Source organism: Roseibium sp. R5, assembly GCF_055755305.1.
Window position 1 is genome coordinate 1,361,950 of sequence record NZ_CM146910.1, and the last position, 19,898, is coordinate 1,381,847.

Annotated in this window: 22 protein-coding genes; 7 read left to right on the top strand and 15 right to left on the bottom strand. The window is 57.6% G+C overall.

The features are described 5' to 3' along the window. Positions 1–16: 16 nt before the first annotated feature. A complete protein-coding gene (locus AC0J4F_RS06280; protein WP_133952537.1) occupies positions 17–1,159 on the bottom strand; it encodes a TRAP transporter substrate-binding protein in 1,143 nt (380 codons plus the stop codon). Positions 1,160–1,201: 42 nt separating this feature from the next. Further along, positions 1,202–1,369, bottom strand: a complete 168-nt coding sequence (locus AC0J4F_RS06285; RefSeq protein WP_166672832.1) for a hypothetical protein — start codon at positions 1,367–1,369, stop codon at positions 1,202–1,204. Between the two features lie 185 nt (positions 1,370–1,554). On the opposite strand from AC0J4F_RS06285, the gene AC0J4F_RS06290 reads away from it, so the two are divergent. Both AC0J4F_RS06290 and AC0J4F_RS06295 read left to right on the top strand, forming a co-directional pair. After that, the gene (locus tag AC0J4F_RS06290) at positions 1,555–2,541 is read left to right on the top strand and encodes a LacI family DNA-binding transcriptional regulator (protein WP_473025730.1); all 987 of its coding nucleotides are present in this window, start codon (positions 1,555–1,557) and stop codon (positions 2,539–2,541) included. Between the two features lie 135 nt (positions 2,542–2,676). Then, entirely contained in the window at positions 2,677–4,686 is a 2,010-nt protein-coding gene (locus tag AC0J4F_RS06295) for a metallophosphoesterase family protein (protein ID WP_473025731.1), read from the top strand. Between the two features lie 141 nt (positions 4,687–4,827). On the opposite strand, the gene AC0J4F_RS06300 is transcribed toward AC0J4F_RS06295, so the two are convergent. From AC0J4F_RS06300 to AC0J4F_RS06350, 11 genes are all read right to left on the bottom strand, one after another. After that, positions 4,828–5,181: a RidA family protein gene (locus tag AC0J4F_RS06300; RefSeq protein WP_133952534.1), complete on the bottom strand. Its 354-nt coding sequence runs from the start codon at positions 5,179–5,181 to the stop codon at positions 4,828–4,830. 177 nt (positions 5,182–5,358) lie between these two features. Further along, positions 5,359–5,793 (bottom strand): GFA family protein, encoded by a 435-nt coding sequence (locus AC0J4F_RS06305; RefSeq protein WP_473025732.1) that lies wholly within the window; start codon positions 5,791–5,793, stop codon positions 5,359–5,361. 19 nt (positions 5,794–5,812) lie between these two features. Continuing rightward, the gene (locus AC0J4F_RS06310) at positions 5,813–6,121 is read right to left on the bottom strand and encodes a YciI family protein (protein ID WP_473025733.1); all 309 of its coding nucleotides are present in this window, start codon (positions 6,119–6,121) and stop codon (positions 5,813–5,815) included. Positions 6,122–6,129: 8 nt separating this feature from the next. Beyond that, entirely contained in the window at positions 6,130–8,091 is a 1,962-nt protein-coding gene (locus tag AC0J4F_RS06315) for a TRAP transporter large permease subunit (RefSeq protein WP_447236284.1), read from the bottom strand. Between the two features lie 14 nt (positions 8,092–8,105). Next, a complete protein-coding gene (locus tag AC0J4F_RS06320; protein WP_133952531.1) occupies positions 8,106–9,152 on the bottom strand; it encodes a C4-dicarboxylate TRAP transporter substrate-binding protein in 1,047 nt (348 codons plus the stop codon). A 26-nt stretch (positions 9,153–9,178) separates the two neighbouring features. After that, on the bottom strand, positions 9,179–9,571 hold the full coding sequence (locus tag AC0J4F_RS06325) for a YciI family protein (protein WP_008189029.1): 393 nt from the start codon (positions 9,569–9,571) through the stop codon (positions 9,179–9,181). 12 nt (positions 9,572–9,583) lie between these two features. Further along, complete coding sequence (locus AC0J4F_RS06330) at positions 9,584–10,243, bottom strand: malonic semialdehyde reductase (protein ID WP_473025734.1); 660 nt, start codon at positions 10,241–10,243, stop codon at positions 9,584–9,586. A gap of 19 nt (positions 10,244–10,262) precedes the next feature. Further along, a complete protein-coding gene (locus AC0J4F_RS06335) occupies positions 10,263–11,096 on the bottom strand; it encodes a 3-oxoadipate:acetyl-CoA acetyltransferase (RefSeq protein ID WP_473025735.1) in 834 nt (277 codons plus the stop codon). Further along, on the bottom strand, positions 11,093–11,986 hold the full coding sequence (locus AC0J4F_RS06340) for an intradiol ring-cleavage dioxygenase (RefSeq protein ID WP_473025736.1): 894 nt from the start codon (positions 11,984–11,986) through the stop codon (positions 11,093–11,095). The genes AC0J4F_RS06335 and AC0J4F_RS06340 overlap by 4 nt, the downstream gene beginning before the upstream one ends. Before the next feature lie 135 nt (positions 11,987–12,121). Next, positions 12,122–13,183, bottom strand: a complete 1,062-nt coding sequence (locus tag AC0J4F_RS06345; protein ID WP_473025737.1) for a maleylacetate reductase — start codon at positions 13,181–13,183, stop codon at positions 12,122–12,124. After that, on the bottom strand, positions 13,180–14,052 hold the full coding sequence (locus AC0J4F_RS06350) for a dioxygenase family protein (RefSeq protein WP_473025738.1): 873 nt from the start codon (positions 14,050–14,052) through the stop codon (positions 13,180–13,182). The genes AC0J4F_RS06345 and AC0J4F_RS06350 overlap by 4 nt, the downstream gene beginning before the upstream one ends. A 97-nt stretch (positions 14,053–14,149) precedes the next feature. On the opposite strand from AC0J4F_RS06350, the gene AC0J4F_RS06355 reads away from it, so the two are divergent. After that, on the top strand, positions 14,150–15,100 hold the full coding sequence (locus tag AC0J4F_RS06355; protein ID WP_133952524.1) for a LysR family transcriptional regulator: 951 nt from the start codon (positions 14,150–14,152) through the stop codon (positions 15,098–15,100). Between the two features lie 59 nt (positions 15,101–15,159). Here AC0J4F_RS06355 and AC0J4F_RS06360 read toward each other — a convergent pair whose 3' ends face one another. Continuing rightward, positions 15,160–16,074, bottom strand: a complete 915-nt coding sequence (locus tag AC0J4F_RS06360; protein WP_473025739.1) for a LysR family transcriptional regulator — start codon at positions 16,072–16,074, stop codon at positions 15,160–15,162. A gap of 111 nt (positions 16,075–16,185) precedes the next feature. On the opposite strand from AC0J4F_RS06360, the gene AC0J4F_RS06365 reads away from it, so the two are divergent. Together AC0J4F_RS06365 and AC0J4F_RS06370 are read left to right on the top strand one after the other, a co-directional pair. After that, on the top strand, positions 16,186–17,118 hold the full coding sequence (locus AC0J4F_RS06365; RefSeq protein WP_133952522.1) for a ring-cleaving dioxygenase: 933 nt from the start codon (positions 16,186–16,188) through the stop codon (positions 17,116–17,118). Between the two features lie 13 nt (positions 17,119–17,131). Continuing rightward, positions 17,132–17,737, top strand: coding sequence for an alpha/beta hydrolase (locus AC0J4F_RS06370; protein WP_473025740.1), 606 nt, complete (start codon positions 17,132–17,134; stop codon positions 17,735–17,737). Positions 17,738–17,742: 5 nt separating this feature from the next. Here AC0J4F_RS06370 and AC0J4F_RS06375 read toward each other — a convergent pair whose 3' ends face one another. Further along, on the bottom strand, positions 17,743–18,702 hold the full coding sequence (locus AC0J4F_RS06375) for a LysR substrate-binding domain-containing protein (RefSeq protein WP_473025741.1): 960 nt from the start codon (positions 18,700–18,702) through the stop codon (positions 17,743–17,745). Between the two features lie 146 nt (positions 18,703–18,848). Here AC0J4F_RS06375 and AC0J4F_RS06380 point away from each other — a divergent pair, with 146 nt between their 5' ends. Further along, the gene (locus AC0J4F_RS06380) at positions 18,849–19,103 is read left to right on the top strand and encodes a DUF1427 family protein (RefSeq protein ID WP_133952519.1); all 255 of its coding nucleotides are present in this window, start codon (positions 18,849–18,851) and stop codon (positions 19,101–19,103) included. Between the two features lie 21 nt (positions 19,104–19,124). Further along, the gene (locus tag AC0J4F_RS06385; protein ID WP_133952518.1) at positions 19,125–19,832 is read left to right on the top strand and encodes a hydrolase; all 708 of its coding nucleotides are present in this window, start codon (positions 19,125–19,127) and stop codon (positions 19,830–19,832) included. Positions 19,833–19,898: the final 66 nt, after the last annotated feature.

Below are 19,898 nucleotides of genomic sequence, written 5' to 3' on the forward strand. Positions count from 1 at the left end.
GGCAGGCAATTCGCCCTTAGGCGTCGTGGACGTAGAGACGGCCTTGCGTATTGGCCGCTTCTTCCAGGCGGCCGAAGGCCTCCATGGACCCCGCCAGTTCAACCTTGAACTGATCCCATTCCTCGCGCTGGTAGCCGCCGGCGGCTTGCCACTCGGCCAACTGGTCGTCTGTAAGCGAGTGGAATTCCACGCCGGATTTGGCCAGTTCTGCCATTGCGTAGGAGCGAGCTGCCGGAACTTTTGCAAGGTTCTGTTGAGCCGTGATTTCACCAGCAAACTCGATGCCTTGCTGAACATCGGCCGGCAAGGAGTTAAACCACTCCAGGTTCATGGAGTAGACTTGGCTGTCCGGTACAGCCTGCGTGAATGTCACATGGCTCAGAATATCTTTGAAGCCGAAGACGTAGAGCGCACCGACGGATGGGTCGAGCGCATCGGCAACGCCCTGCTTGATCGCAGATGGTGTCTCACCCCAGGCAACCGGTGTCGGGTTTGCGCCAACCATGCGGTAGTACTGCTGAAGCATGGCAGATCCCGGCACACGGAACTTCACGCCATCGAGATCAGCTGGGGTGATGACCTTGTTTCCACCTTTGCGAACTGCAACAACTCGAGGATCAATCACAACGTAGAAGAGAGCCTTGAAGCCGGAGGCCTCAACCTTCGGGTGGACTTCCTTTTTCCAGGCTTCAGATGTCACGAGGTTGGTGAAGCGCTGGTTGGAGCCGCAGAAATACGGCATGTTGATCAAGTCAACTGCGGATGCGAACGGAGCGAAGTTGGACAAGGAGTGCTGGGCTGCCTGGATGGTGCCGCCCTGAACCGCTTGGGCAAGTGCGCCGCCGGCGCCGAGCTGACCGCCCGGTGCGAGTTTGACGTAGACTTTGCCGTTTGTAGCATTCTGGATGTTTTCTTTGAGGTCCAGCTGCATGATCGGATAGCTGCGGGATGCGCCGAGAACATAGGCGGTTGCCAGTGTCATCGTGTGGTCGGCAGCCTGCTCCCGCTCGCGCTCCTCCTGCGCGGTTTGGGCGACAGCTTCGTCGGACCAGAGAGTGCCTGCTGCGCCAGCCACCACCGCAGCGGTGAACGCGCCAGCGCTGCTGAGCTTCAAGAAATTGCGGCGCTCATGTGAGGCCAAGTCTTCCGTCTTTTTCATGATTTCCTCCCAAGAAATCCTGTCTGAACCTGATGATGCCGGTTACTTTTCTGCTTCCTTCTTGAGCACAGCTGCGGTGAACGCCGCCGAGACAGCGAACAGGCACAGCATTTCTCCGACATTTCCGAAAAACGGTGTTCCACCAAAGGAACCGATCGATACATTGATCACGAAGACGGCAAAGAGACCGCCTGCCAACGCCAAAAGCATGATCACCTCCCAACGACCAATTCACCCGGCTCCGAAAAATGTAAGCGCTTACATTTTCCATTGCAAGCACAAAAATGGTTTTGTTTAATGCGCAAGCCCTGTAAGGCGGGTCCAACGTTATGTGACTAAACGGTTTCCGAGCGGTTTGACCGATGGAAGAAATTTCGAAATCACCTGACACTTCAGTGCCAACACTTGCCGATGTCGCGGCGAGAGCAGGTGTGTCGACGGCAACCGTTTCCAGATGTCTTAACACACCGGACCGCGTCACGGAAAAAACGCTCAAGACCGTCATGGACGCCGTCAATCATCTTGGCTATGCGCCAAATTACAGTGCGCGCGCGCTTGCAGCCGGCCGGACCAACATGATCGGCGCCATCATTCCTACGATGGAAAACGCTATTTTTGCGCGCGGCATCCAGGCTTTTCAAGAAGAGCTGCAAAAGAATGGTTGCACGCTTCTCGTTGCCAGCTCCTCCTACAGGCAGGATCTCGAAGAAGAGCAAATCCGGACACTGACCGCCCGCGGCGCGGATGCCTTGCTCTTGATTGGGTATCAGCGGGATCCGCAGATTTATGAGTTTTTGAAAAAACGCAAAATCCCGGCGGTTCTGACCTGGGCATCGGAACCTTCGCAGGACTTTTTGTCTGTCGGCTTTGACAACCGGAAGGCCATGAAAGAGCTTGCCTCAGACGTCATTGGCAAGGGGCACCGGACACTCGGCTGTATATCTGCAGATACCGCGACCAACGACAGGGCACGGGAGCGCGTGGAAGGCATTTGGGCCGCAATGCGGGATGCCGGTCTTGACCCAGACACTCTGCAGGTTGTCGAGACGGCTTATTCAATCGAAAACGGGGAGGCGGCGTTCCAACAGTTGATGTCCGGCGCGAATCCTCCGACCGCAGTTATGTGCGGCAATGATGTCTTGGCCGTTGGCGCTCTGAGGGCCGCAGCCAACCTTGGGCTCAAGGTTCCCGGTGATGTCGCAATCACAGGTTTTGACAATATCGAGCTGGCGTTCATCGCGCCTGTTCCGCTGACCACTGTCCATGTCCCGCACCGGCGCATGGGCCAGTTGGCGGCCCGCGCGCTGATCGAAGCATTGCTCGGCCGGTCACCGGAGAGCGTCGAACTGCCAACGGAAGTCCGCCATCGCGACACCTTGTAAGTCCGGCCAGCTAATCTCACGTGTTTCCAATTAGATACGCTGACATTTGTAAATCCCGACCTGCAGCCCTAACTGTCCAGTCTGTGTGTAGAACGTGCCGGCGCGTTGCAAACGGCATGGCTGTCAGTTTGGAGAATGTTGTTGAGCGATCCGAAGTCGCAGAAATCTAATGTGCTTCCCACTGTATTAGCCGGACCCATCATCCGCCGCATTCAATCAGACCGGTTGGCAATCTGGCTCGCAGTTCGAGCGCAGAGCCCGGTCAAACTTGAGCTTTTCCCGCCAGAAATGGACGCGCGGATTTTCGAATTGGACCGGTCAGCACCAGAATTGTTGTGGTTAAGGGCCGGAGAGCAACTCAGTTATCTTCTTATCGATCTCGTCCTGTCTGATCCCTTGCCGGAAGAAGTGTTGATACCCTACCGGCTAAGTCTTTTTGTTGAAAAGCCAGTGGGCGACGAGGGCCAATGGGAAGACCACACGCATTGGGCAAAGGATCTTTGTTATCCGGGCCGCGAACTCCCGTTCATTCGGATCCCGAAGAAAGTCTCTTCGGTCATGCACGGCTCATGCAGGAAGCCGCACAGCTCCTGCGCAGACGGACTGGTTGCTGCCGACCGGGCTGTTGAGCAGGCGATTTCCGACAACGAGGCGCAACACCCCATGCCGGAGTTGCTGGTCCTGAGCGGAGACCAGGTCTATGTGGACGATGCTGCTGGTCCGATGGTGCAGGCCATCACCGCGCTGGTCCACGTCCTGGGCCTGCCGGATGAAACCCTGCCCGGGATTGAGCCTGGGGCACCGGCTAGTGGAACTGATCTGCGGGATCTAGGCGGCTTTTTGTACAAACGGGACCAGCTCTTGCCGAAGATCGATCAGAATGCCTCGGTCTTCGATGTCCTGTTTGGCGGAACGCAAAAACCGATCTTCACATCCCTGCACGCCAGAAACCATCTGATGACCCTGGCTGAAATGCTGGCGATGTACCTGCTTGTCTGGTCACCGGCCTGCTGGGATGTGCTACCGGGGCGTGCCGCGCCAGAGGATCTCTCGGATAAAGACCAGCGGATGTATGACCGGGAAGACCAGGATATTGATGGATTTGTCAGCGGGCTTGGCAACGTTCGCCGGTTGCTGGCCCACATTCCGACAGCCATGATTTTTGATGATCATGATGTCACAGACGACTGGAACCTCTCGCTGGCCTGGGAAGAGGCAGCTTACGGTCATCCGCTCGCCCGGCGGGTCATCGGCAATGCGCTCATTGCCTATGGCATCAATCAGGGCTGGGGCAACCGGCCGAAAACCATTCGGGAAGATCTAAAGACCGTATTCGAGGCTGCCTTGCAGTGGCCCGGAACCGAAGACCATGAAGCGGCGATTGACCACATTCTTGATTATGAGAAGTGGGATTTCGAATGGCCGACTGATCCGCCCTTGATCGCGCTGGATACGCGGACCCGCAGATGGCGTTCTGAGCGCAACAGCCACTTTCCGTCCGGCCTTCTCGATTGGGAAGCTGCAACGGAATTACAGGCCCGGCTTCGAAACAAGGACGCGGTGTTGCTGGTTTCGGCTGCGCCGATCTTCGGGGTAAAGCTGATCGAGACCGTCCAGAAACTGTTTACGCTCCTTGGCAAACCGCTGATGGTGGATGCGGAATACTGGATGGCCCATCCAGGCACGGCGAGCGCGATCCTCAACATTTTCCAGCATCGGAACACGCCGAAGCACTTCGTCATTCTGTCCGGAGACGTACACTACTCCTTTGTTTACGATGTGGAGTTGCGCAACGGGCGGAAGTCGCGCACCCGGCAATCCGGTCAGAACCCGGAGATCTGGCAAGTCTGTTCCAGCGGCATCAAGAACAAATGGCCGGACCGGTTGCTCGCCGTTCTGGATCATGGAAACCGTTGGGCGTTTGCGCCGCGCTCACCGCTCAACTGGCTAACTAAGCGCCGCGGCATGCGCATCATCCCGCGCAAGCCGGAAGGCACACCGCACGGACGGCGCATTTTGAACGCCCCGGGGATCGGTTTGGTGGAACTCAATGACGACGGAGCCCCCGTTCGGATCAGCCAGCTGGCCTCAACCGGCGAAATCTACGACTTTGAACGCCGGGAAGACGAAGCGCATTACGGTTGACGTTCACAGGCCCAAAAATGAGTTCCGGGAGCGGGTGTTCCGAAATGCGCTTCGATTTTATGCTTTAAAACAACTCCCGGAGACTATCCGCGCCAAACCAGAGGCTGAAACTGGCTCCGGGATATCGGTTTTAAGCCCTCCTTATTGTGAGGTTGCAGCTACCACTATGATTTCCACCGTGTATTCGGGGGTTGCCAGTTTGGACTCTCCGCAAGCGCGGGCTGGCGGATTGGCAGGGTCTACCCAGGCATCCCAGACTTCGTTCATTTCGGCGAAATCGTCCATGCTTGCCAGCCAGATTGTGGCCTGCAACAGACGAGATTTATCGCTCCCGGCATCCGCCAACAACTTCTCGATCTTCTGCAGAATGACCTTGGTCTGATCGGCGACGCTCTCGCCCGGATTGCCAACCTGGCCAGCTAGCCAGACAAGGCCACCATGCACGACAGCCTGGCTCATCCGCGGACCAATTTGCAGGCGTTTGATATCGGACATTGAAATTCCTTCACATAATTTAAGGCTGAGATGAGCAGCGGCGAATTGAGCGCTGTGACCGCATCAGGCGGGAGAACCGGACCTTCATTGGAAAACAGGTCCGCTCTATCCGTTGAGATAGCTCAGCGGCGGTTTGAATGCCATAGCAAGCTGACTTGGCAAGCAATGAAACGCGGTTCAACCGTTAAAAAAGACCGATGGATCGGGAGGCATTTCGTCGAAGGTTGGGATCTCGGCCCCCTCAATTGCAGCGGGGAGTGCCCGTGAGGCATAGATATTAGCGCGCGGGACGACAAAGCTTGGGTCGTCGATGGTGCCCGCCCTTATCACCTTGATTGCCGGGCGTCCGGAATTGCCGTTAAAGAGCTGCGAACCACAGTTGGAGCAGTATTCCTTGCTCATGGTGTTGCCGCTGTCCGCCTGGTGCTGGAACCTTGCGGGCTCACCCTTAGTGATTGTCAGGTCCGCAACCTTCACAAACACATTTGTTGCATAGCTGGCCCCGGAAGACTTTTGACAATCGGTGCAGTGACAGTTCCACATGTTGACCGGTTTGGCCGCCACTTCGTAACGGATCGCGCCACAAAGGCATCCGCCTGTAAATTCGGGCATTCCTTTTCTCCCGCGTGTTCTACTGCTCTGTTGGCATGTTGTTTTGTCGAACCGTAACGGCGGAGATGTGCTGCTCCGCCCAGACGCCGGCAGCTTGCAGCGGGTCATTGACAAACATATCTTTGATCTTTTCGCGGTTTTCGGCTTCAAGCAGGAAGAAGGAACCGCGCATGGTGGACCCATCGTCCTCGGTGAGGGGACCAGAGAGCAGAACCCTCACACCGTAGTTTGCCGGTTCTGTTCCCAGAAAACGCCGATGCGCTTCCAGAACCTCCAGACGAAGCCGGAGGGCATCGGGTTTGTCGATTGCGTAGACCACGAACTGCATGGTGGATCCTATTCAAAAACCAGGCTGAGCGCGGGGATGAAGGTCAGCAGCAAGGTGACAAACGTCATCATGACGACAAACGGAAACGTGCCGATGAAGATGTCGCCAAGTGTCGTGTTCCGGTCTGATATTGTGGCTTTCACCACGTAGACGGTGAGTCCGAACGGCGGCGTCAACAAACCAATTTCCACGGCAATGACCGTTACAATGCCGAACCAGATCAGATCCCCGCCAAGGCCGGTGACGATCGGCAGCGACAGCGGCAGCAGGATCAGCATGATCGAGGTGGAATCGAGGATCATGCCCATCACGATAACCAGCAGCAGATAGATCATCATGAAGCCCATGAGGCCGAGTCCGGCGTCGGAGAACATCATGGTGATTTCCTGCGGGATCGTCGAAAGGGTCAGCATACGGGAATACATGGACGCCGCGATAATCAGGAGCAGGATCGAGACGGAGACCAAGCCTGTGTCAACCAGAACCCGCCAGAACCGCGCCCAGGTCAGGCTGCCCTTCAGCAATGCCACGACAATGGCAGCTGCCGCTCCGGCCGCGCCTGCCTCGGTGGGTGTAAAGACCCCGGAATAGATCCCGCCAAGCACGATGACGACCAGCGCCGTGATCGGGATCAGCTTGACAACGGCCGTGCCCCAGGTCTCCCCCTCGATGACAGCCGGGCGGTCGCTTTGCATGACCATCTTGGGCCGAAAGCGGGCCATCAGATAGATCCCGACCCCGAACACGAATGCCAGCAAAGCGCCCGGAACGATGGCGGCCAGGAAGAGGGCACCGACGGATTGCTCTGCCAAAACGCCATAGATGATCAAAAGAAGGCTCGGGGGGATCAACATGCCGAGAACCGAAGATCCGGCGACGACCCCAAGGGCGAAGCGGTTGTTGTAGCCGTTGGCCACCATTTGCGGGACGGCGACACGGGAAAAAACCGCTGCCGAGGCGATCGAGATCCCGGTGATGGAGGCAAAGACCGCATTGGCGGCCACCGTTGCCATACCAAGCCCGCCCTTGATCTTCTGCAGCATCCACGCGGCCACGCGGTAGGCATCACGGCCGATGTCCGCGGTGTCGACAATCAACCCCATCAGAACAAACAGCGGAACGACGCCGAACAGGTATCGATTGATGGCCCCGTCAGCAGCGAGCGCCAGCGAGCGCATGGCGACATTCGGATTGTCCCGGATCAGCCAGATGCCCAAGAAACTGAGCAGGATCAAAACCACGGCGATGTGAGCGCCCGAAAAGATCAGCAGCAACATGAAACCGATGGCTGCAAAGCCAATCTCAATGCGCCCGAGATCTGCAAAAAACAAAGCGTAACCAAGGACAAGGACCAATCCGAAGGCGATCAGGAATGGTATGCCGCGCGGCTCGACCGTGACCGAGTGCCGGATTGTCAGCGGTTCAACGCGGGTGGAGTTCAGAATTTCCTTAATGTCTTTGAGAACCTGGGTGGCGAAGGCAAGACAGGTCAGAACGGAGCCGCCGAAAAGACAGGCCTTGATTGGCCAAACGGGAGCGGTGAAAACCCCTTGAGCGCCAAAGAATTCATTCTCGACCCAGGCATCGACCAGCTTCGGCCAGGTGCCCCAGGCAATCAGCGCAAAGACGAAGATCCCCGCGAGATGGAAGAAAACCCGCATGACTGCGGCTGCAAAGGGCCGGTTTTCCTCGATCGCACCAATCAGGATATCGGTGCGGGTCATACGCCCACTCATAACGGTGTGTGCTGCTTGAAGAAAAACGATCGCAACGATCGAATTGGCCACAATCTCGGCCACACCCTGGACGGGTGAGTTGAAGAAGGTCCGTCCGATGATATCTGAACAGATCAGAAGCATCAGGCAAAAAATCCAGACCGAAGCAGCCGCACTGACAGCGCCGGTGAGCGAGGAAACCCCGGTCACCGTCCGGTCTGCGCCGTGGCGGAATTGTCTGAGTGTTATCGCCACGGCGAGGCCCCCGCTTACCGTTGTGTCCAGTCAATGCGCGGCTCAAGGCCGGCATCGCGCACTTTCGCCATGTAAGCCTCGAGTGCTTCCTGAGCGCCTTTGCCTGCATTGGCGTCTGACCAGTCCTTGGCGAGGTTTGGCAGGCCGTCGGCCCATGCTGCAATGTCTTCCGCCGGCAGCGTGGTGACAGTGGCGCCAACTTCCGGCAGCTTGCTCAGGAAGGTGTCATAGCGTGCCATGACTTCTTCGGCGTGGGCGACTGTGTACTCCTCACCGAGTTCGGTCAGGACTTTTTTGACGTCGTCAGACAATCCGTCCCAAACATCCTTGTTGATGCCAAGACCGCCGGTCATCTGCGCCCCGATTCCGACAAGGGTGACATATGGTGCAACTTCATAGTGTTTGTTCGGGAACGCGCCGGTCAGGATGACTACCATTCCGTCTGCCACACCGGTCTGGATCTGGTTGTAGTAAGTCGGCAGCGCTCCGTTCACGGGCACGGCACCGAGATGCTTGATCCAATTCGCGGACGGTCCAGGTGCCAGGATCTTGCGGCCTTCCAGATCTTTGAGCGAATTAACCGGGAAGTTGGTCAGGAGGTGGTAGGTCTCCACGCCGCTTGCGCCCAGGAAGACAACGTTCTGGTCGTCCCAGGCTTTCTGTAGCGCTGGAACTTCACGGTGAAGTTCGTTCATGATCTTGAGCGTTGCAACGAGATCATCGGAAACGAACGGCGTGAAATAGGTCATGTTCTGGAGCGGCATCTTTGAGCCTTCCCAGAGCGTGCCAACCCATCCGGCATCGGTCAGGCCATCTCCCACGGCCTCCAGCGTATCCTTGAAGCCATAAAGCGAACCGCCATAGGCTTCCGTCCATTCAATGCGGTCCTCGGATCCCATGGCTTCGAGACGTTTGTTGGATTCACCGACAACCAATGTAGACAATTGCCCGACCCAGGGCAGAACAGTCGGGTGACTGGATGCCATGGTGAGGTTGTAGGTTTCAGCTTGTGCCGCGGCGCTGAAGGCGACGGCAGCAAGGGCTGCAAGCATGCGTTTCATGGTACTTCCTCCCAAAAATGCGGTTCTCAGCTCACCGCGTGCCGTCCGGTCGAGAAATTCACCTCCACCGTGATGCGTCCCTCATTCAGTAACCATGGCCGCACAGTGAAACTGCGGGCGCCTGAGGAATGCATCGGATCCGTTTCTGCAATCTGGCGGGCATGCTCCAGGCTGTCCGCCCGAATGATCACCATGCCTTCGCCATTCCAGGTGTGTTCGTCATCGGCCCAGAACGGGCCAGCGCCAAGCATGATGCCGCGTTGTTCCAGATCGACCTGAAAATTTAGGTGCTCTTCAATGTTCTCCATAACCGGTCCAAGTCCATTGGTCGGTGTGGTGAAGACCACATAGAGCTGTTTTTGAAGCATCCCGGCGGATGCTTTCAGGATGTCGTCTTTTGTGACTGTTGGGCCGGACATGGCTTCCTCCTCCTAAAGCGTCTGGCAGACGTCCGTGTAGTCGAACCGTGGCAACCGCCTGAAAATACGATCCGTATCGGCGTAGCCCAGGTTCACCAGGAAGTTCGACTTGAGTGACGTTCCGTGGAAGAACTCTTCATCCACTTTCGCGTTGTCGAAGCCCGACATGGCACCCACATCGAGACCGACGGCTCGGGCAGCCAACATGAAATAGGCGCCCTGAAGCGTCCCGTTTCTGAAGGCATTGACCTGTGCGGCTGTGGCATTGTTCTTGAAGATGTCCTGAGCAGCCGGATTTGGCGGAAACACCTTGGGAAGCTCTTCCCAGAAATTCAGGTCATAGGCGATGATTGCTGTTACCGGAGCCGATCGCATCTTGGGGCGGTTGGCTTCCATCAGGGCCGGTTCCAGACGGTCCTTGGCGTCGTCTGAACGGATGAACACAACGCGCATGGGCTGCTGGTTCATGGACGTCGGGCCCATCTTGGCAATCTCATAAAGATCTTTGAGGACCTCGTCCGGAACCTCCCGGTCCTGCCAACCGTAGTGCGTCCGGGCTTCGGTGAAGAGCAGGCGCAATGTTGGTTCGTCGGCTCTGAGATTTTCAAGCTGCAACGCCCTGGCGGCCTCACGGGCGGCGGCATCGGCGGCGAGATCTGCATCAGACATCAAAGGTCTCCAGTCTAAAGGTTCAAGCGTGTTGCGGAAGGCCGAGAATGTCCCGGGCCTGAACGGGCGTTGCCACGGGCCGCTGATTGGCAGCGCAGATCTCGGCCGTGCGTTTCACAAGCGCTGCATTCGATGGGGCAAGGCGGTCCTTGTCGAGACGGATGTTGTCCTCTAGACCTGTCCGGGCATGCCCTCCGGCGGCAATCGACCACTCATTGAGAGTTAGCTGACTTGCTCCAATACCAGCAGCACACCACTCTGCTTCCGGCATCAGGCGTTCGACGGTCTTGACGTAGAAATCGAAGACAACCTTGTCTGCCGGCATGGCGTTCTTTACGCCCATAACGAACTGGATGTAGATGTTGCCCGGAATGCGACCGTCCCGGTGCATGGCCGCAGCTTGCAGGATATGGCTGAGATCAAAGGCCTCGATTTCCGGTTTGACACCATAGGTCCGCATCTCGCCGGCGAGCCAGTCCACCAGATCCGGCGGGTTCTCATAAACCCTAGTCGGGAAATTGTTCGAGCCGACGGAGAGCGACGCCATGTCGGGTTTCAGTGGCAGCATGCCGCCACGCGTCTTGCCCGCTCCCGATCGTCCGCCGGTCGAGAACTGGATGATCATGCCGGGGCAATGCTTTTCCAGTCCCTCCTTGAGGCGTGCAAACTTCTCCGGATCCGAGCTGGGTGTCTGGTCCTCGTTGCGCACATGAGCGTGACAGATCGCTGCCCCCGCCTCAAAGGCTTCCTGTGTGCTCTCAATCTGTTCAGACACGTTCACCGGAACCGCCGGGTTGTGCTCCTTGCGCGGCAGAGAGCCCGTGATCGCAACACAAATGATGCAGGGTTTGCTCATGACTTTGCTTTCTTCGGAGCCAATACGAAATCGAACTCGACATCCCAGTAAGTTGAGCCATCGAAACCGGCGGCCGCGATCTTGTCCGGATCGTTGGTTTCCCTGAAATCTGCGATGAGGCTTTTCTTGACGCCGAACACGCTGTCGGAATCGATGTACGGATCATCCGGATCGAAGATATGCGTCGTCAGCTCGTCGTAGCCGTCCTTGGAAACGATGTAATGCAAATGCGCCGGCCGGAACGGGTGACGTCCAAGACGGTTCAGGAGATCTCCGACCGGTCCGTCCGCGGGGATCGAATAATGTTTCGGCTTGACGGCCTTGAACCAATATTTTCCATCTGGTCCAGTGCGGAAGACGCCGCGCAGATTGAACTCCGGCTGGATGCCTTTTTGCTGTACGTCGTAAAACCCTTCGTCGTTGGCCTGCCACACATCGATCTTGACGCCTTCAAGCGGATTGCCCTCGACATCCGTGACTCTGCCCCAGACGAGCATGTCCTCGCCTTTTTCATCGAGGCAGATGTTGTGGCCCATCTCGTATTCAGGCGCGTCGCCGAGGTGGAACGGGCCAAGGACCGTGTTCTCCGAAGCGCCATTTGGCCGGCGTGAATTGACCGCATCCACCAGCATGGAAACCCCGAGCACGTCGGACAGCAGGATGAATTCCTGGCGCCAGTCGTCACACTTGTGGCCCGTCTTGGTCAGGAATTGAATTGCCTGGAACCACTCTTTCTGGGTTGGTTCTATTTCCTTTACCGCTTCATGGAGTTTGCGGGTAAGGACCTCCATAATTTCCTTGAGCCGTTGATCCGAGGCGTTCTTGTTCCGGCCGGTAACAACTTCGGCGGAGTTTTCTTCGGTGAAATAACCAAGCTCGTGCGCTTCCATAAGGTCGTCCTTTATTCAAAGCAGCTTTTGTGCGCGGCAGGATCATGCGCCATAACGAAGATCTTCCGATCAGCTTCGGAAGGCCGTAAAGATCCGTATCGGTCAGTCATGAAATCTCCTCCCAGAACAACAGGGTTAAAGTGCCGGACGGGATCCCTCCCAGGCATCCTGAAGCAGACGGCGAATGGATTCCCGGTCGATGGGGCGCGGGTTCCAGTACGGGTTCTCTGTCGCGATATCAGATGCCCGGTCCAGATCGGCCTCGGTTAAGCCGAGGTCCTTGAGCGCCTGTGGGGCACCGATTTCCTTTGAAAAGTCAAAAAGACCAGCCCCCGGTGTTGCGCCGAACAGATCGGCAACCGGTTGAAGTTCGGCGGTCATCGCGCTGGCATTAAAGCCAACGGTGTGCGGCAGCATGATCGCGTGGGTCTCGGCATGCGGGGTATCAAAACTGCCGCCGAGGGTGTGGCAAATCTTGTGATGCAGCGCCATGCCGACAGTGCCAAGCACGGTGCCGCACAGCCAGGCGCCATAAAGCGCATCCGCGCGGGCCTCTGCATCCGAACTATCGGCAACGAGTGCGGGCAAGGACCGCTTGAAGGCGCCCAATCCCTCGGCAGCCATCAGGCTGGAGACCGGATTGCGGTCTTGCGCATAAAGAGCTTCAGCTGCGTGGGCCATGGCGTTCAGGCCGCTTGTCAGGCTCATACCAAGCGGAAGGCCCATGGTCAGCTCAGGGTCATAGATCACCACTTCCGGCAGGATGCTGTCCCCCCGGACGGTCGTTTTCCGCCCGCCTTCGGTCTGCCCCAGGATCGGTGTAACCTCCGATCCGGCATAGGTTGTCGGGATCACCACTTGCGGCAAGTCGGTCCTGTACGCAATCGCCTTGCCAAGGCCGGTTGTAGATCCGCCGCCAAGAGACACGACACAATCAGCACCGGTCGATTTGACCGCCTCCATTGCCTCATCGGTCACGTCGACAGGGGTGTGCATGGTGGCCTTTGAAAAGACGCCTGCGCTCAAGCTTCCCAGTAGATCGGACAAATGTGTGGCATCGCTCTTCTGGTTGGGTGTCGATATAACCAGAGCGTTCGAGCAGCCGAGTTTCTCGAGCCAGGCGCCTGTTTCGGCTCGTCTTCCTGCGCCAAAGACTATGTGGGCTGCGCTGCCCCGATAGGTGAAGGCCCGGGTCATGAGCACAGCTCCTGCGGCAAAGGATTAAGACGAAATTCAACGTCGAGACGCAAAGCGGCCTTGCCTGTGGCATCGGGCTTGAAGCAGCCAATCAGGCCAGGCTTGACGCTGAAGAGGGGATCGGTTCCAAGATTAGGGTCGTCCCCATCGAAGATTTGGGTGGTCAGCGTTTCGTAGCCGTCCGCTGATACCTGAAAATAGATGTGCGCGGGCCGGCACAGCGGCGCTCCCAATTTTTCAAGAAGATCGCCGAGCGGACCGTCCTTTGGCACATCGTAGCCGGACGGCCGAATCGTGAGATAAGACACCTTGCCATCGTCGCCGGAAAGGAAATGACCGCGCAGATTGTGTTCAGGTTGCAGATCCGGCTGCTGGTTTTCATAAAACCCTTGAGCATTGGCTTGCCAGGTTTCCAGGCGTGCGTCTGGAATCGGTGTTCCGTTGAGATCTAGAATGCTGATCGTTACGGCGACGGCATTTCCAATTCCGTCCAGGCTGATGTTGTCGCCATGTTCCATCAAGGGGACATCACCTCGATAGAACGGCCCGCGCATTGTGTTTGGCGTGGCTTGCTCCGGGCGGTCCGAGTTGAGCGCATCTACAAGGGTCGACGTTCCGAGCAAATCCGACACAAGGACCCATTCCTGGCGGCGCTCATCGCACAGATGACCCACTTCGGTCAGGAACTCTATGGCCGCGCGCCAGTCACTCAAGGATGGGCGTGTTTCGCGAATTACGGCATGGACATGTTCGGCGACCTTGCACAGCACAACTGCGAGCCGCTCATCTGCGGCACCGCTGATCCGCTCTGCGAACAGACGGTCCGATGCATCGGCCTGGAAAAAGGCAATGTCAGACATGCCAGCCATGGTTCCTCCCACCGGTCGTTAACTGACCTTGAGAGAAGCTTATCGGGCGAACCAGAACGGTTGATGATTTGTGAGCGCTTCTTTATAACAAATTGCTATGAAGTTAGATGAGCGACATCTCATTCAGTTGGCTGCAGTGGTTCAAACGGGCAGCGTCACCGGGGGAGCAGACCTCCTCGGGATGACACAGCCTGCGGTCTCCAGAACCCTTTCAACGCTGGAAAAACGCCTTGGCGAACCGCTCTTCTTCAAAGGGCAGCGCCCACTGCAGCCAACGCCTTTGGCCCGGGCTTTGGCGGATCAGGGCAACGCGATGCTGGCGGCCTCGCGCAAAGCCTCAGAAACCGTTCAGTTTTTCCGCGAAGGCAAGGCCGGCAGCGTGCGCGTGGGCGGAACACCGTTTTTCATGGATGCGCTGATTTCAAGCATGACCGCCGAGTTCCAAAACTCCCTTCCCGAGATCCGGGTCGACCAGAGTTACGGGTATGTCAGAGACCTGCGGGAGGCGATCCACGCCGACCGCATAGATCTTGCCATCTGTCCGATCGACATACTGGGCGAAGGGTCGGGTCTGGTTTTTGAAGAAATCCTGCCAGGGCGCAATGTGGTTGCCTGCAGTGTGTTGCATCCGCTTTTGAACAAGCGCAAGCCGACTGCTCGAGAGTTGCTGGAGTACCCCTGGGTGGCTCCGCCGGAAGGCAGCCCGCTTTACGCGGACTTGCATTCCATTCTGTTGTCGCTGGGTGCAACGGAAATCAAGATCCGCTATTCTGGCGGGTCTCTTGCAAGCGTGATCAACTATATGACACGCACAAACGCCTTGACGGTTCTGCCGCACAGCGTTGTCTTTGCTTATAGGAAAGACCGCACTTTGACTGCGCTGCCCTTCAAGATCCCGCATCCTGATCGCGCACTTGGAATCCTACGCCCGGCGGATGCGCCCTATCTTCCGGCGGTCGACAAGTATGCGCAGCACATCGCGAGCGGTTTCAAGGACTTGCGCCATCTCATCAAGAGACATGAAGATGCTGTTGTATGGGGTGGGTAGCATGCGGTCGGGACACCACGTATCAGCCAACGATTTGCCCCGGCCGTTAATGAGACCAATTAAACACCACTGAAATCAAAACCGTCACGATCGTCCAGGAAGGCTTCGAAAAAGTCCGTGAAGGTGGCGACCAGCGGCGGCAGCGCTTCATAGGGCGGATAGTAGAGCGACAGCCAAAGCGACGGCAAGGACCAGTCTGGCAATACCCTCTCGACCTCTCCGCTGCGCAGGCCGTCCGCAACGATAAACTCCGGCAAAACCGTAATTCCGGCGCCTGAGCGGGCCATGGCATAGAGAAAGTCTCCATTATTGGAGTGCATGCCGGCTCCTGTCAGGGTTGTCCGTTTCAGGCCACCTTTTTGAAATCGCCAGGTCTCCAGTTCCTGTCCAGCGCCGTAGGATAGGCACATCTCGGGTGTCAAATCTTCTGGGGCCTCGGGCCTGCCGACGCGTTCCAAGAAATCAGGGGACGCGACGGCGCATCTCGGCACCTCGCAGATCTTCCGCCATATGGTTGATTTGTCCCGGGGCGGTTCCGACAAGCGGATTGCCAGATCGCACTCCTCGGCAACAACATCAACCAGCGTATCCGTCAGCATCACAGTCAGATCGATGTTCGGATAGGCCAGCTTAAAGCTGTCCAAGAGACCGGGGAGCAGGCGCAATCCGAAAGACATCGGTGCGTTGACCGACAAACGGCCGCGATGCGGTTGCATCTCCCGCTCCAGATCACGCTGAATACGATCAAACGACTCCACCACCGGCTGGTACCGGGCGGCAACCGTCGCGCCGACAGATGTTAGCGCCACCTTGCGCGTGGTGCGCACCAAAAGCTGGTGACCCAGATCCTGCTCCAGCCGCGCGATGACCCGGGTGACTGAGGCGGGCGTCATGCCAAGTGTTTTGGAGGCGGCTGCGAAGCTTTGAAGCCTTGCAACTTCCAGAAAGACACGGATTGGTTTGAGCTCTTGCATGCTTTTTATTGCCATTAATGCAACAGTAAATGCAAATCTATTATCATTCTCATCAAGTTGGCCGTCTCCTATTTTTGATCCTGACACAGGAAACAAAACTGCGAGACTGGCATGGACAAGCTCATCAAGGGGCTCCACCACATCACGTCGATGGCTGCGGACGCCCAGAAGAACAATGATTTCTTCACAAAGGCCTTGGGACTGCGCCGCGTCAAGAAGACCGTGAACTTCGACGCGCCCGACGTCTACCATTTGTATTACGGCGATGAGACCGGGACGCCGGGCTCGGTAATGACCTACTTCCCGTTTGGCCAGATGCCGACCGGCACCCGCGGCATTGGTGAAGTCGGTGTGACAGAATTTGCAGTACCCCGCGGATCACTAGGCTTCTGGACGGACCGGCTGGCGTCTCATGGCGTTTCCGACCTGCGGAAAGAACGCTTTCTCAATGAAGACCGGCTGACGTTTTCAGGGCCGGACGGGGACAGCTTCGCATTGGTTGAAACGGAGGATGAGGGGCGCGTTCCCTGGACTGGCGAAGGCGTTGCACAGGATGTCGGCATTCTTGGCTTTCACGGCGCGCGGTTCTGTCTACGTGATGCAGCGGCCACTGGCGAGCTGCTGAGCTTCATGGGCTACCAGAAGGATGAAACCGAAGGCGCGGTCACGCGGTACCGGATCGAGAACGGCAATGCCGCCCGGACCATCGATCTGGAGGAAGCCCCGCAAGCCGCCCCAGCCCGTCAGGGGGCAGGCTCTGTTCACCACATTGCGTTTGCCGTGGAAGACCGAGATGCACAGCTGGCTGTTCGCAAGGCGCTCATGGACACCGGTTATCAGGTCACACCGGTGATCGATCGCGATTACTTCTGGGCAATTTACTTCCGCACCCCCGGCGGCGTCCTGTTTGAAGTGGCCACAAATGAACCTGGTTTTGACCGGGACGAGGACACCGCTCACCTCGGTGAAGCACTGAAATTGCCCACACGGTACGAACCTCATCGTGCGCAGATCGAGGCGCAGTTGCCGCCGCTTGATCAGTGACCGGAGACGAAGAATGTTGACCAATCTCTATGAAACCTTGACCAAGGCACCCGAGCCGGGCCGTCCGCTGATTTTTGCTTTCCACGGCACAGGTGGTGACGAGCGGCAGCTGTTTCAGCTTGCTACCCAGCTGGCCCCTGGAGCCGGCGTTGTCTCACCACGCGGTGATGTCTCTGAACGAGGCGCAGCACGCTTTTTCAAACGCACGGCCGAGGGCGTCTACGACAGTGAGGACCTGTCTCGCGCGACAGCGAAGATGGCGGATTTCATATCGGCTCACCGTGCCGTTTACCCGGACAGTCCAGCCTATGGGTTCGGATACTCCAACGGTGCCAACATTTTGGCGGCTGTCTTTCTGAAGCAGCCATACTTGTTTAACCGTGTGGGCCTTCTGCACCCACTGGTCACTTGGGAGATGCCGCAAGACCTTGATTTATCGGGGCGCAAGGTCGTGTTGACTGCAGGCCGGAACGACCCGATCACGCCTTGGCCAAAAAGCGCGCACCTGATCGAAGACCTGCAACGCGCAGGCGCCGATGTCGAGACTGATGTTCATGACGGCGGACATGAGTTGCGTGACAGTGAACTGGCAGCACTGGTGCGAGGCTTTGCAGACTGATGCGGTCAAGATCCAGAATGCAGGGCGTTCAGCGTTGTCAAAACGGCGGCTTCGTGCATTGCCCAATCGAAAAAGGCGGCTACGTCGGGGGTGCTTTCCCGGCCAGGCCGGCAGCACAGATAATAAGACAGTCCCGAGGGTATGACCGGTCCGAAGGGGCAGGTCAGCCGTCCATCGGACAGCGCGCCGTGGGCAAGCAGGGATTGGGCCAGCGCGATGCCGACACCAGAAGCCGCGGCGTCGACCACCTGGTCGGCAGCAAGAGGTTCGAACATTACCGAGTCTTGCCGGGTCGATTGGTCGGCAAGGCCAGCAACGTCGGACCAGCGTGCCCAGGCCGGCCGCTGGCGCATCCGCATCGGGTTTGCAACATGCAAAATGGGCGCTTTGTGCAGATCCTCCGGGCTGCGAATGCCACGCGCTGCGAGAAGTTGCGGGCTGGCAACGGGGATCAGAAGTTCAGTGTGCAACTTGATGCTGTAAAGATCGCTAGGAGCCGCATGAGCGTAGCGGATGACGATGTCCGGTCCGTCCTCGGTCATCGCGTTCACACCCCCTTCAGTCTCGATGTTCACGAAAGTATCGGGTCTGAACTCGGTGAATCGATGCAGTCGGGGCAACAGCCATTTGCCGATGATCGGCCCGCTGGAATTGATGCGCAGGCGCGGGGGCGTCTTGCCGGGACGGATCGCGTCGACCGCCTGGCGTATCGCCAAAAAGGCATCGCTCAGGACCGGTTGCAGCGCTTGACCATGGGGTGTGAGATGAACCGCCCTGATCTTGCGGGTGAACAGGATCACCCCAAGATCCGCCTCAAGTCCTTTGATTTGCTGGCTAACTGCTCCCGCCGTCACATGAAGCTCGGCGGCCGCGGCCTTGAAAGATCCCCGGCGGGCCGCAGCCTCAAAGGCGCGCAGACTGGACAGGGAAGGCAAACGGCTCAGCGGCATGGCGGCGGCTTTCATGGGTTAGTTAAACTAAACTGTAAGCCCAAATCTTCTGCTTTGTCCAGAAAAGATAGCGCTCCACTTATGCCCCAGGCGAGTACGTACAATTACGTGAAAAACAGGGTTTCCAGCTTTCAGCTGCCCGTTTCAGGAGAACAATGCGAATGACCTGGCAACCTTATGTCCTGTCACTGGCCGCTGGCATCGGAATCGGCGTGATCTACGGCCTTATTGCCGTGCGCTCTCCCGCCCCACCCATCATCGCCCTGCTTGGCCTCCTGGGCATGCTGGCAGGCGAGGCCGCCGTCCAGTGGGTACGCGGCCACAACGATATCCTGTCAAACTGTCTTCACACGAAGAGCTTTTCCGTCGCGGATCGCGACGCTTCCAGCGACGATAAACGTGAAAGCCAATCCTGACCAAACTAACGGAGTGTTTCTATGTCTAAGCTTCAGGTTCTAACCCCGGAAAACAGCCAGTTGATCTTCATCGACCACCAGCCGCAGATGGCATTTGGTGTGCAATCGATCGATCGACAGGTTTTGAAAAATAACACAGTTGCGCTGGCAAAATCGGCAAAGATTTTCGATGTCCCGACCATCATCACCACCGTCGAAACGGACTCCTTTTCCGGTCACACGTATCCAGAGTTGCTTGATGTGTTCCCGGATGCGCCGCTGCTCGAGCGGACATCGATGAATTCCTGGGACGATCAAAAAGTGCGGGATGCTCTGGCAGAAAACGCCGCCAAAGGCCGAAAGAAGATCGTCGTCTCCGGTCTTTGGACCGAGGTTTGCAATCTTACCTTCTCGCTAAGCTGCATGGCTGACACGGACTACGAAATCTACATGGTTGCTGACGCGTCCGGTGGCACCAGTGAAGATGCCCACAAGTATGCCATGGACCGCATGGTGCAGGCTGGCGTTATCCCGGTGACATGGCAGCAAGTGCTTCTGGAATGGCAACGTGACTGGGCCCGTCGTGACACCTATGACGCCGTCATTGCAACCGTCCAACAGCACTCTGGCGCCTACGGCATGGGCGTCGATTACGCCTACACCATGGTGCACAAAGCGCCCTCTCGCACCTCGCACACCGGCGAGACACAATCGCCTGTTCCGGCGGCCACGCAAATCGCGGCCGAGTAATCCGGCAAGTCTTTTCCGTCCCGGCGGATGCCGGGACGGTCTTCTCTCATAATAGTTTTCGAAAGG